Source organism: Spiroplasma endosymbiont of Villa modesta (assembly GCF_964030925.1).
Lineage (GTDB): Bacteria > Bacillota_I > Bacilli_A > Mycoplasmatales > VBWQ01 > Spiroplasma_E.
Genome location: NZ_OZ034992.1, coordinates 808,371 through 820,540, shown reverse-complemented (window position 1 = coordinate 820,540; position 12,170 = coordinate 808,371). Strand labels below are relative to the sequence as shown.

The 12,170-nt window shown below is 24.3% G+C and carries 13 protein-coding genes; 4 read left to right on the top strand and 9 right to left on the bottom strand.

What is annotated here, in order from left to right; all coding sequences use genetic code 4:
- Positions 1–47: 47 nt before the first annotated feature.
- Together AAHM89_RS05280 and AAHM89_RS05275 are read right to left on the bottom strand one after the other, a co-directional pair.
- A complete protein-coding gene (locus tag AAHM89_RS05280) occupies positions 48–1,118 on the bottom strand; it encodes a hypothetical protein (RefSeq protein WP_342267167.1) in 1,071 nt (356 codons plus the stop codon).
- A 75-nt stretch (positions 1,119–1,193) separates the two neighbouring features.
- Positions 1,194–2,468, bottom strand: coding sequence for a hemolysin family protein (locus AAHM89_RS05275; protein WP_342267166.1), 1,275 nt, complete (start codon positions 2,466–2,468; stop codon positions 1,194–1,196).
- A gap of 136 nt (positions 2,469–2,604) precedes the next feature.
- On the opposite strand from AAHM89_RS05275, the gene AAHM89_RS05270 reads away from it, so the two are divergent.
- The 3 genes from AAHM89_RS05270 to AAHM89_RS05260 all read left to right on the top strand — a co-directional run bounded on the left by AAHM89_RS05270 (position 2,605) and on the right by AAHM89_RS05260 (position 5,316).
- Positions 2,605–3,258: a hypothetical protein gene (locus tag AAHM89_RS05270; protein ID WP_342267165.1), complete on the top strand. Its 654-nt coding sequence runs from the start codon at positions 2,605–2,607 to the stop codon at positions 3,256–3,258.
- A gap of 265 nt (positions 3,259–3,523) precedes the next feature.
- Complete coding sequence (locus tag AAHM89_RS05265; protein WP_342265776.1) at positions 3,524–4,501, top strand: IS3 family transposase; 978 nt, start codon at positions 3,524–3,526, stop codon at positions 4,499–4,501.
- Between the two features lie 590 nt (positions 4,502–5,091).
- Positions 5,092–5,316: a hypothetical protein gene (locus tag AAHM89_RS05260; protein ID WP_342267164.1), complete on the top strand. Its 225-nt coding sequence runs from the start codon at positions 5,092–5,094 to the stop codon at positions 5,314–5,316.
- A 326-nt stretch (positions 5,317–5,642) separates the two neighbouring features.
- Here the strand turns inward: AAHM89_RS05260 and AAHM89_RS05255 are convergent, their stop codons facing one another.
- From AAHM89_RS05255 to AAHM89_RS05245, 3 genes are read right to left on the bottom strand one after another with little or no spacing between them, the layout of a single operon-like run.
- The gene (locus tag AAHM89_RS05255) at positions 5,643–5,795 is read right to left on the bottom strand and encodes a hypothetical protein (protein WP_342267163.1); all 153 of its coding nucleotides are present in this window, start codon (positions 5,793–5,795) and stop codon (positions 5,643–5,645) included.
- Between the two features lie 9 nt (positions 5,796–5,804).
- Entirely contained in the window at positions 5,805–6,398 is a 594-nt protein-coding gene (rdgB, locus tag AAHM89_RS05250) for an RdgB/HAM1 family non-canonical purine NTP pyrophosphatase (protein ID WP_342267162.1), read from the bottom strand.
- Positions 6,398–6,898: a cob(I)yrinic acid a,c-diamide adenosyltransferase gene (locus AAHM89_RS05245; protein ID WP_342267161.1), complete on the bottom strand. Its 501-nt coding sequence runs from the start codon at positions 6,896–6,898 to the stop codon at positions 6,398–6,400. Before AAHM89_RS05245 ends, rdgB begins: the two co-directional genes overlap by 1 nt.
- 83 nt (positions 6,899–6,981) lie before the next feature.
- Here AAHM89_RS05245 and AAHM89_RS05240 point away from each other — a divergent pair, with 83 nt between their 5' ends.
- On the top strand, positions 6,982–7,785 hold the full coding sequence (locus tag AAHM89_RS05240) for a phosphotransferase (protein ID WP_252320871.1): 804 nt from the start codon (positions 6,982–6,984) through the stop codon (positions 7,783–7,785).
- Positions 7,786–7,835: 50 nt separating this feature from the next.
- Here the strand turns inward: AAHM89_RS05240 and AAHM89_RS05235 are convergent, their stop codons facing one another.
- From AAHM89_RS05235 to topA, 4 genes are all read right to left on the bottom strand, one after another.
- Positions 7,836–8,138: a hypothetical protein gene (locus AAHM89_RS05235; protein ID WP_252320869.1), complete on the bottom strand. Its 303-nt coding sequence runs from the start codon at positions 8,136–8,138 to the stop codon at positions 7,836–7,838.
- Positions 8,139–8,274: 136 nt separating this feature from the next.
- Complete coding sequence (gene ribF, locus AAHM89_RS05230; RefSeq protein WP_342267160.1) at positions 8,275–9,207, bottom strand: riboflavin biosynthesis protein RibF; 933 nt, start codon at positions 9,205–9,207, stop codon at positions 8,275–8,277.
- Positions 9,152–10,075 (bottom strand): tRNA pseudouridine(55) synthase TruB, encoded by a 924-nt coding sequence (gene truB, locus AAHM89_RS05225; RefSeq protein WP_342267159.1) that lies wholly within the window; start codon positions 10,073–10,075, stop codon positions 9,152–9,154. Before truB ends, ribF begins: the two co-directional genes overlap by 56 nt.
- Before the next feature lie 9 nt (positions 10,076–10,084).
- Positions 10,085–12,046 (bottom strand): type I DNA topoisomerase, encoded by a 1,962-nt coding sequence (topA, locus tag AAHM89_RS05220; protein WP_342267158.1) that lies wholly within the window; start codon positions 12,044–12,046, stop codon positions 10,085–10,087.
- Positions 12,047–12,170: the final 124 nt, after the last annotated feature.

The window sequence follows — 12,170 nt, the reverse complement described above, 5'->3', positions numbered from 1 at the left end:
AAATAATAAAAAAGGAGAATTATTTCTCCTTTTTAACTAGTAAAATGTTATAAAACCGTTGGTAAATAATGTAAGAAAAAACTATTTTCTAATTCTCATCCTCAATCACGCTGATTCTGAGGTGTTAAAATTCATCTAGCAAAACTTTCGACAAAAAATTCATCATCAAGATTTATATTATATTTACCATTAAATCAGGCACTACGACCATAATTACTATTAACTGTTATTAAACCAAATAATAATTTTTGCTTAATATTAGTTAATTTTGCTTGTTGACCTAAATAATCAATTAAATATCAAGTACGATCATAAATTTGTTTGTTATCATTGTTAACAGTTAGTTTATGAGAAACTGATGTCATATTAGTATTAACATCACTATAACTGCTATCTGGTCACTTTCAATTAGCATTAAATGAATTTCTTTCATCAGCACTTAAACCAATAAAATTACTTAAAGCATGACCATATTCGTGAGTTGTAACACTAATTATTTGATCTGAAGATCAAAATCCCTCTTGAAATTGTTGATCAATTAAATTAATATTTGCAAATTCAGGACCATAACCCATACGTTGATTATCAGCTTCTGAATTAAAAGCAGTTCATGCTACTGTGCTATCACTTACAGCAACTGGTGCTACTTTTTGAATTAGTTTAATAACAGTGTTTTTATGAAAAACTTTAGCAAAAATATTATAAAAACGTAATTGTTGTTGCTCTGCTAATTGTAATTGTTCATTATTTAAACCAGCTTTTTTATACATTTCAACTCAATTAACATCAATGGTTTTACCACCAATTTTAGTATGAGTTAAATCATATTGTAAACTATCATAATTACTTCAAATTACATCACTTTTATTATTATCATACAAGTTATTAAATTCATCAATACTTTCTTTACTTGCCATTTGATGGATTTTATATTCATATTTTTTTACCATCTTTGCATCTTCTGGTGAAAGTTTTCATTTTAATAAACTAGCATTAGCATCATGCTTATTTAAATAGACATAATGATCACTGTCTGGAGAAAACGTTAACATTAAACCATTAACTGTTACAAGATTTAATGCTGCAATCATAGTTACTAATTTAATACCTTTTTTCATAATTAACCTCCCCTTCATATCATAATTATAATTATGATTTTACATTGTAGCATTTAAATAAAAATCCTGCACTAACTATTCTCATTTATTTTTAATTTTTTTATTAGTAAAAATTTCAACTTCAAAAACAGCAAATTCTTTGCGAACCTTTATAACTTTAAATGAAAAATTTCGAAATTTTAAAAGTGGACTATTTTTCCTTACTTTCTTTACTTTTGTTTTGAACATATATCATTCTTGGACAGTTTGTTTATTATAATTTGGAGGTTTTCTTTTTAAATAACGTTTAAATAATACTTCAAGTTTTGAAGAACCATCAACACGAAACTTATGTGTTCCTATTTCTTGTATCAATCCAATTTCATCAGTTTCATCATAAATTTCACCAACTAATTCTTCAAGAATATCTTCAAGTGTAATAATACCATTAAAATCTTTTTTATCTTTATTATTGCAGACAATAGCCATATGCATTCTTTCGGTTTGTAAAATTTCCAATGCTTCATTTAACTTAGTACGCTTAGAAATAAAAATTGCTGGTAACATTAATTGTAATAAATCTGGATTTTCATTTTCTAACATATTAATAATAAATTCTTTAATATTTAAAATACCAATTACATTTTGATTAACATGATCTAAAACAGGAATTCTACTATATTTTTCTTCTAAATATAAATGTTTAATAACTTTAGGTGGCGTATCATCATAAATATATTTAATTTTACTTTTGGGAAGCATAGCTTGAAAAACTGATTTTTCATCAAATTTAATTGCAGATTCAATTAAATCACGTTCTGCTTTTTCAAGAACTCCTTCTCTTTCAATTATTGAAATCAATTCAATAAGTTCTTGTTCAGAACTTGTTGGTTTTTTACTTTTAAATTGAAATAAAGTAACAATAAAAGTTATTGGATAAAAAATAATATTAAGAATATACAAAATATATGCATAATTTAAAGCTATTGTCTCGGGATGTAATTTTGCAACACTTTTAGGTATAATTTCACCAATAATTAAAACAACAATTGCTGAAACTAAAGTTGATATTAAAGGACCATAAGTAGGAGAAACATGAAAAGAATCAATAAATAATATGGTACTTAAAGTACCAATTCCAACATTAATTACTGTGTTGCCAAGTAAAATTGTTGTTAAAGTTACATTATAATTTTTAACTAACTTAAATACAATATTAGCACGACGACTTTTCTTACTACGTAATTTACCAATAGATTTAATTCTTATAACATTTAAAGAAGTTAATGATGTTTCAGCAGATGAATAAAAACCACTTAAAAATAATAAAACTAGCAATATTATTAAATAAATATACCAATTACTGTCCATATAGAAAAAAAACTACTCCTTTTGATTTTTATATTGTTATTAAGATTATAACATAGTATACTTAGTACGTTATATTTAATTATTAATTTATTACTCATATAACTTTATGATATTATATTGAAGGTGATGAAAATAAATGCGTAAAAAATTTGGACTAATAGCAGCCTTAATAATAGGCACAACAACTAGTTTACAAGTTAGTGCTTGTACAGATGATTCAAAATATCAAGAATTTATTAGTGATGTTAATAGTGGGCATGCTTTTTTTGGCATACTTGGTGCTGCTGATAATCCACTTTCTAAGCAAATTATTGACGGTTTACACACAATGCAAATCAAAAATAATAATGTACCAAGTAAATGAGATAACTGATTAACAGAAAAGAAAACTGAAATAAACAGTGTTACTACTAATGGGACTATTGATATTAAAATTTATGAAAAATCTCCTTATGCCAACCCTAGTAGTGATATTGTTAACCAATTTTGAAATGATAAAAAAATTAGTTGACAACAACAAATTTATCATTGACTACTTGACCATAAAATTTCTGATAATAGTTCAGCACCTGTTGCTGATTCAGGTGTCAAGGAAATTCAAAATCCTGTTGATAAAGAAAGAGCATTTAAAGCTTTACCAATTGTTTTTATTGTTAATAAAGGTAAACTAATAACTGTTGGTCAAGAATGAGGAACTATTGATAGTCCAAATCAGTTTTTTGATCAACTAACAGCTTTAATCACAGGTAATCTATTAAAAACTGCTGCTAAAAAACTATATAATTTTTAAAAGAAGATATATAATTATCTTCTTTTACTTTTTTATTTCTTAATATTGATTATTCCATTTTTTATAAATTGATATAACTAAGATACGTGTTTATTTTTTATTGTATTTTATTTATAAGGTGCTAAAATTTTAGTAGATAAGCAGATTTAGTAAAAAGCCACTTAGCCCTTTTTACTAGACCATTAATTTAAAAAACCTGAATGTATTCTAAAAACAATTGTGTTATATAATTAACACTAATTTTAACCTGAAAGGATTTTTATTAATGGATAAAATTAAACAAATAGCATTAGTAATTAACAAATTAAATATCAAAGAAAAAATTAAAATTATTGATGATTGTAAAAATCAATATTCAATTAGAAACCTATGTCAATATCTTCAATTAAACAGATCAACATATTACTTTTTAAAAAATAAACAAAAACCTATTAAAAAAGAAGAAAATCATATTATTAAATGCAATCATAAATATCAAAAAATATGCCAACTTTTAATCGAATTTCATTCTACAAGAAAAGGCAGAATTTATGGATATTTAAGAATTTTTTCAGCTTTTAAAGAGTGATTAAAACAAGAAAAAAATATCATTTTAAATATAGAATTATCAATAAAACAAATGCGAAAAATTATGAAAGAACACAATATTCAAGGATTAAAACAAACTAAAAATAACTATCCTAAAAACAAAAAAAATCCAAATAAGTGAATACCTACAATGGATAAAGTAAACAAAGATTATAAAAGTACAACCTCTTCAAATCAAATTTGATCAATGGACACTAAACAAATAAATACTAAAGAAGGATGATTATATCTTTTTGTAATTATTGATTTTTATTCAAATAATGTTGTTAGTTATAATATTGCTCCTAATAAATCATATCAGGATTTAATTCTTCCTGCTCTTGAAAAAATCAACAAACAATTTTCTTGAAATCAAGTAAAAAATGTTATTTTACATTCAGATAACGCCAACGAATTTTATTGTCAGGATATCACAAAATGAGCAGAGGATAAACAAATAATTTTAAGCAAAAAACAACCTTATGATATTGGTGGTAATGTATTATCTGAAAACTGATTTTCTCATTTATCTCAAGAATGACTACCTAAAGGATCAAATCAATATTTATCCATCAATGAAGCTATAAATGATGTAAATCAATATGTTATGTTTTATAATTATGAAAGAATACATTCTAAATTTCTAAAACCACCAATTTTACAAATTAAAATTTAGAATTTTATATCAAAAATGGTCCAGTAATTAAGGGCCAACCACCAAATAACAATAATTCTAAACACTTCTAACTCATTACTTTAAAAAAAGTAATGAGTTTTATAGTTAAAAAGAGGTATCTAAAATGAATGATTTACTTATTAATAATACCAGTGAATTGGTAACTTTTAATACTAACAGTACAGATCCTACTAATATAAAAAAATATTACTTGAAAAAATTCTATTCAAGAACACAAAAATAAAGTTGAACAAACATATCAAATTTTTTTAAAATCACAAGAATGAGGAAAAAAGTTAAGACAACAAATAACAACACCATTAACAACAACTAAAATTAAAAACAGACATAAAAAAAGAAGCACAAATATATTAGTCTCAACACTAACAACAGAACAAATACAAAGATTATCACCAAAACAAATAAAATGATTAACAAATTGACAAATTAAAGAACTTACAGCAGAACAAATACAAAGTTTTACAATTCAACAAATACAATCATTTTTACCTGAACAAATTCAAGCATTAATGGTGCATCAAATTGAACAATTTACATTTTGACAAATCTCTGCTTTTACAAAAGAGCAAATGCAAAGTTTCACAAGTGAACAAATACAATCATTTACACCTATACAAATGCAAAGTTTCACAAGCGAACAAATACAAGCATTTACACAAGAACAAATTGAATACTTTACAAAAGAACAAAAAGAAGTATTTTGACCAAAACAAGTAATCACAAAGATTAACACTATGGATTTGCAAACTCAATCAACAACAAGTGAATTTAAACCAAATTTACCAAAAATGTAAAAAAAGCTTGTAACTTAAAAGTTACAAGCTTTTTAAAAATTAATTTTTAAACAAATTATATTGATATAAAATTAAATTTTTGACCACTATTAATAGTAAAATCTCGTTTACCATTTTCATTTATTTCTTGAATATTAAAAAACTATCATAACTAATACTATGTTTTAATATTAAAGTTCAGTATTACCAAAAGTATTATATGTTCTAGGAAATCCAATAACAACTACTTCTTGTAATAAATCAACTTCATTTTGCGTTATTTTTTTATATAAACCATTCTTTCATTTTTTAATAAAATCATTAAAAAATAAACAAGTAAACTATTACTAAAATGATATAACTAACATAGTATCTTTACTATTTTTTTTTAATTTATCTATTTTACTTAAACTATTATTTAAAATAGTTTCTAAACAAAATTCAATCTTTAAAAAAGAAAAACTGTAAAAAAGAATTAAACCATCCTTTTTATTTTTCATTTTAACTATCTAATTTTGTTCTTGTAAAAATGTTAATAATTGCTGAATTGCTGAATTACGATGAGAAATTTTATTTTTATCTGCCAATGACAATTCACCTAAAGTAGCATGTACTACTGGAACATAAAATATTTGATCGTAACCAAAACCATCATTACCTTTTATCTCAGTAGTGATTTCACCTTCAAGTTTACCAATAAATGTTTTAGTAATCTTATGATCAAAATCAACATAAGCAATAGCAGAAATAAATACTGCTGCACGATTAGTTTCACCTTCCATTTGTTCTAAAATGTCTAACATTGCATCATGATAGGACATTTCTCCCTTTCATCGTGCTGAGTTAATACCAGGAAAATTATTTAAAGCTAATATTTCTAACCCTGAATCATCAGCAATTACAGGACCATTCACTAATTTTGCAAGTGTTGTTGCTTTTAAAATTGCATTTTCAATAAATGATGTACCTGTTTCATTAATTTCAAGAGGAGAATTAAGATCTAACATTGATTTGACATTATATCCCTTTGTCTGTAAGATACTCTTTAATTCATTAATTTTACCGATATTATTAGATGCAAACCATAAGGTTTTAGCAGTCATTAATAATCAATCCCTTCACGAGCAATTTGACCTTTTTCAAAATAATGTTTAATTGATTTAACTTCACTAATTAAATTAGCACATTGCTCTAAGGCAAAAGATGCATATCTACCAGATAATGCAATTTCAATATGTGATTTTTTATTTTTTAAAATTTCAATTAAGTCTTGTTCTTTAATCAAATTATTTTGAATACACCCTAAAATTTCATCAACAACAATAAGATCAGTATTATCACTTTGACTTAACAGTTTTAATCTAGTAAGACCATAATTAGTTTCTTGTTTCAATTTATTTTTTTCTTCTTCATCCATTTCTCAAAAAAATTTTTGCGAAGATTCATAAAAACTTTCAATTTTAAGTTTAGTATTTTGTTTTAAAAAACGTAAGTAACTAACATTAAGATTATTACCCAATGCTCTAATTACCATACCATTAAGAATTGAGGTTTTACCTCTTCCTTCACCTTTATAAATATGAATATAACCTTTTTTTAACATACTATCACTTACTTTCAATATTTTTTATTTAATAAATTGTATAATTTTATTACAGACAATACAAGCAAAATAGAGGTGTCATTTTGAAATTTAAAACTATTAAACCACCATATCAATTAGAACTATTAAAAACAAAAGGTTTAACCAATGACTTATTTTTAGTAAATAAACATTTTTTTTTAAAACAATCTAAAGATATTTTGCAACCTTTTTTGAATTTTACAAATCAAATTAATGTTATTAAATTAATTAAATCAAAAAAATTTACATTACCTATTAATGAAGTCAATATTAATAATAATAAACTATTAACCTTAATGCCATATTATCATAATTTAATTAATTTAAGCGAACAAATAATTAATAAACAAATATTAGAACAAATTTCATCATTGGTAAAACAACTACATAATATTAAATTTGATAATAAATCATTAATTAAAACTTGAAAAGGTTTAGAACAACTTAATTTATACTGTAATTTAACTACTAGTAATCCTTGCTTAGAAAAAATAACCAGTGAGGTAATCAAATGAATTGCTACTTATCAACCAACAACAATTGTTTTATCTCATAATGATTTAACATTAAATAATTTTGTTAAAAAAAATAATTGTTGATATTTAATTGATTGAGATTTTGCTTGTTGAAACGACGAATTATTTGATATTGCCTCTTTTGCTTCTGAAAGTTTAACTTCTGAAACCGAAATTAATACTTGATTTAATTGTTTTAATTTAAATAATGAACAAATAATTATTGCTAAAAAATGAATGAATTATCAAAATTTAATTTGATATTATTGAGCTTGTTATTTATACGAACAAACTAATTTAAACATATATAAAGAAATTAGTGAAAGTAAATTAACTAATCTATTAAAATAAGTTATTTAAATAATTCATCATTTTAAGTCTGATTATGTAGTTTTAACTTCTTAACAAATTGAACCATAATTAGGTAATTTATTAGTAGTCTGTTTTTTTTGTTCAATTTGTTTTCCTTGTAAATTTATTTCTACTATATTATTAACAGCTGAAATGTTTGATTCTATTTCAATAACTATACATTTATTATTTGAAGCGTGTTCTTGTAACAATGGCATTCTTTCATCATTTACAATTTGACAATTATCATTTGAAGTAATATTTTTTTGTAAATTTTCTTTATAATCACAGTTTGCGCAAATTTCATTATTATCTTTTATTTGATTTATAAATTCTTTTACTCAATATTTCATTATTTATTTACTCCCTTTTTTCTTTTTTATTTTTCATTAGCATATACAATAAAATTAAATTTTATTGGAAATAGTTTTTAATAAATAGTATTTATAATGTTAATAATTATTGTAAATATAAAGAATATCACAATTATTATGGCTTTAATAATTTACTACTAGAATTAGCAAAATATTTAATTGTTTCTATTAAGTCTTTATCCACTTGTTTTTTTAAATCATCTAAATTAGTAAACTTTAAATTATCACGAAGAAAATCTAAAAATCTAACTTTAATGATTTTTCCATATAAATCTTGATTAAAGTTTAATAAGTAAGTTTCAACTAACGGCTTATTATTACGTAACATAATTACTGTCATACTTTGATATCATTTATTATCTACTTCAGTAAGCGTAATATAAGTAGCAAGACCCGGTAATGCATAGTTTGTTAATAACGATAAATTAGCAGTTGGAAAATTAATCATTCTAGCCTCTTTAATACCATGAACTACTTTACCACTAATTGTATATGGCTCTTGTTGTAAACAAAGATTAGCACTACTAATATCTTTATTTTGTAAAAGTTGTTTAATATAAGTTGAAGAAACTTTGTTATTATTAACAATAATATCATTACAAAGATAAACTTGTAATGAAGATTGTTGTAATGTTTTAATATTACCTTGCCCTTGATAACCAAACCTAATATTTGGATTAACAACTACCGCTTTAACATTATTTGCCAATAATCACGAAATAAATTGCTCTGGTGAAAGTGTTGCTATTTCTTTACTAAACTTAATTTCCCAATAATAATCAAAATTATATTTAGCAATTGTTTTAATTTTATCTTCATTACTTAATAAAACCTCATTATTTTTATTACTAATTACACTTTGTGGTTTTCTATCAAAACTAATAATACATGTTTGATAATTATTTATTGTTGAATTAACTAATAATTGTTTAAATAGGGTTTGATGACCTTGATGAATACCATCAAAAAAACCTCAACAAGCAATAATTGGTTTAGACATCAATTTTTGATTTTGAATATTTAGATTTTTCAATTTTAATATCTTCATTACATTTAAAACCTCGTTGGCTTACGTATAAATTATTTTTTTGATTACGATAAATAGCTAATGGCAAATGTTCATAATTAACAACTAAAACATATGGCTCATTAGTGCTATCAATAACTAAAGGTTTACCATCAATAACACTTTTACTATTATCAACAACAATCGCTGGCATAATATTTTTAACACCATCATAAATACTAATATGATTTTTACTAACTGTTTCTTCATTAATAACATCTAAATTTAGGGCATTACTTAAATCAAAACCCGATTGATGAATTCTTCTCAAATAAGTTAAAGTTGCTGATGTATGTAAAATTCTAGCAATGTCAGTAACCAAAGCTCGAACATAAGTTCCTTTTGAACATACTACTTCAAAAGTAACTAAATCATTATTAAAACTAATTAATTTTAAAGATTTAATATAAACCTTACGTTTTGGTAATTCAACAGGAATATTCTCACGAGCATATTCATAAAGTTTTTTACCATTAATTTTAACTGCTGCATAAGCAGGAATTATTTGCTCATATTGACGATTATTATAAAATTCAAGTGCTTTAACAATTTCTGATTCTTTTAAATCAAGATGTGGTTTTGATTCAATAATTTTACCAGTAATATCGCCGGTGTCGGTTTTTAAAAATAGTTGCATTTTTGCAATGTAAACTTTATCACTTTTTAAAATAAAATCACTAATTTTGGTTGCTTCATTCACAAGTACTACCATTAGTCCTGTTGCTAAAGGATCTAACGTACCTGTATGACCAATTTTATTTAATTTCAAACGTTTTTTAATAACAACAAGACAATCTTGTGATGTCATAAATGAAGGTTTATCTATTAATAATATATAATCTTTTAACATGCGTTTCACCTACTTTACTTCTTTATCAGAAGTTACTTCTTGATACTTTTCAACATGTTTACAATTTGGATAATTAGTACACCCTAAAAATTTTCGATTTTGTTTTGAAGATTTAACAACCATTCAACCATCTGTACATACTAAACAAGGTTTAATTTTTTCTAATTGTTTTTGAATATATCGACATTTTGGAAATGCTGAACAACCGTTAAATTTACCATATCTTCCTGTTCTTTGCACAAGTGGGGCACCACAAAGTGGACAATCTTGATCTAATAAAACCGGTTTAATTTTAAACTCAGTCATTTTATCAAAAGCATCATCAATCCTTGGTTCAAACTTAACTCAAAAGTCTTTTACCACTTGATGCATATCAAAATTACCATGAGCAATTTGATCTAATTGAGTTTCAACTTGTGAAGTATATGTCTCATTAATAATATCATAAAAAAACTCTTGAAGTTTATCATTAGTTAAAAGACCTTTCTCAGTAGCTTTAAAAGACTTATTTTCAATAATAACATAACCGCGTTCTTTAATAGTGTTCATAATTGGATTATAAGTCGATGGTCGACCAATTCCTAGTTCTTCTAATGTTTTAATTAATTTAGCTTCTGTGTATCTTGGTTTTGGTTTAGTAAAGTGTTGCTGTAAATTTACTGACTCAACTTTAATAATTTGATTTTTTTCAAATTTTGGTAAAACTAAAAGTTCTTCATTTTCAAGACTTTCTACATCAAGCATTAAAAATCCTTTAAACTTGATTTGTTGTCCTGTTAAACGAAATTGATAATCATTATTTTTAAATAAAACAGTAGTACTAATTAATTGTGCTGGTGCCATTAATGAACTAAGGGCACGAAAATAAATTAAATTATAAAGTTTTAATTGATCTTTATTTAAAAAATCAATAGCACGTTTATTATTCATTGTTAAATCAGTTGGTCTGATTGCTTCATGAGCATCTTGCACATTTTTTTTATTAGTCTGTTCTTTCTTCTGCCCAAGATATTGTTCACCATATTCATTAACAATTAATGTTTTGGCATTTTCAATAAATTTATCATTTAAACGTATTGAATCAGTACGAGGATAACTAATAAATCCAGTAAGTGTTCCATTAACATCAATTCCTTCATACAATTGCTGAGCAATAAGCGTTGTTTTAGCAGTACTAAAATTTAATTGTGTTGATGCTGCTTGTAATAAACTACTAGTAGTAAATGGATTTAATGAATTACGCTTACGATTTTGTTCAGTAACAGAAATTACTTGATAACTATCACTTAATGCATTTTTAATAGCAACTGCTTCTTGTTCATTATTAATAACTAACAGTTCTTCTTTATATTTTTCACAATTTAATATTATTTTTTTTTGATAAGTACTATTAATTGTTCAAAATTCTTTACTAATAAAATTAATAATTTCGCGTTCTCTTGTTGCTATTAATTTTAATGCTACTGATTGTACTCTCCCTGCACTACGTGAACCGATCTTCTTTTGTAATAGATTACTTAAGCGAAAACCAATGATACGATCAACCATTCTTCTTGCTTCTTGACTACGAACTAATGGTAAATCAATACTATGTGGAGATTTAAATGCTGTTAAAATTGCATCTTTAGTAATTTCATTAAAAGTTATTCGTGATGATATATTACTTGTTGCTAATACTTGATCTAAATGATAAGCAATTGCTTCTCCTTCACGATCATGATCGGTTGCTAGATAAACATGAGTAATACTTTTTAATTTACTTTTTAATTCTTTTACCTTTGGCATTTTTTTGCGATCAATTTTGTAAATTGGTTCAAAAGTTTCTAAATCAATTCCCAAACCATATTGACCTTTAATTGCTAAATTACGAATGTGTCCATCCGAAGATAACACTAAATAATCATTACCTAAATATGATTGTACTGCTTTACTTTTAACTGGAGATTCCATGATTACTAATTTTGATGGCATCTTATATCTTCCTCTATATATAATTTATTAGCTTTATTCAAATACTATTTTTTAATATATATAACTTTAACGCGAAAGTCAATATTTTTTTGGATATATGCTTTTTTATAAAAATTTTAAATAA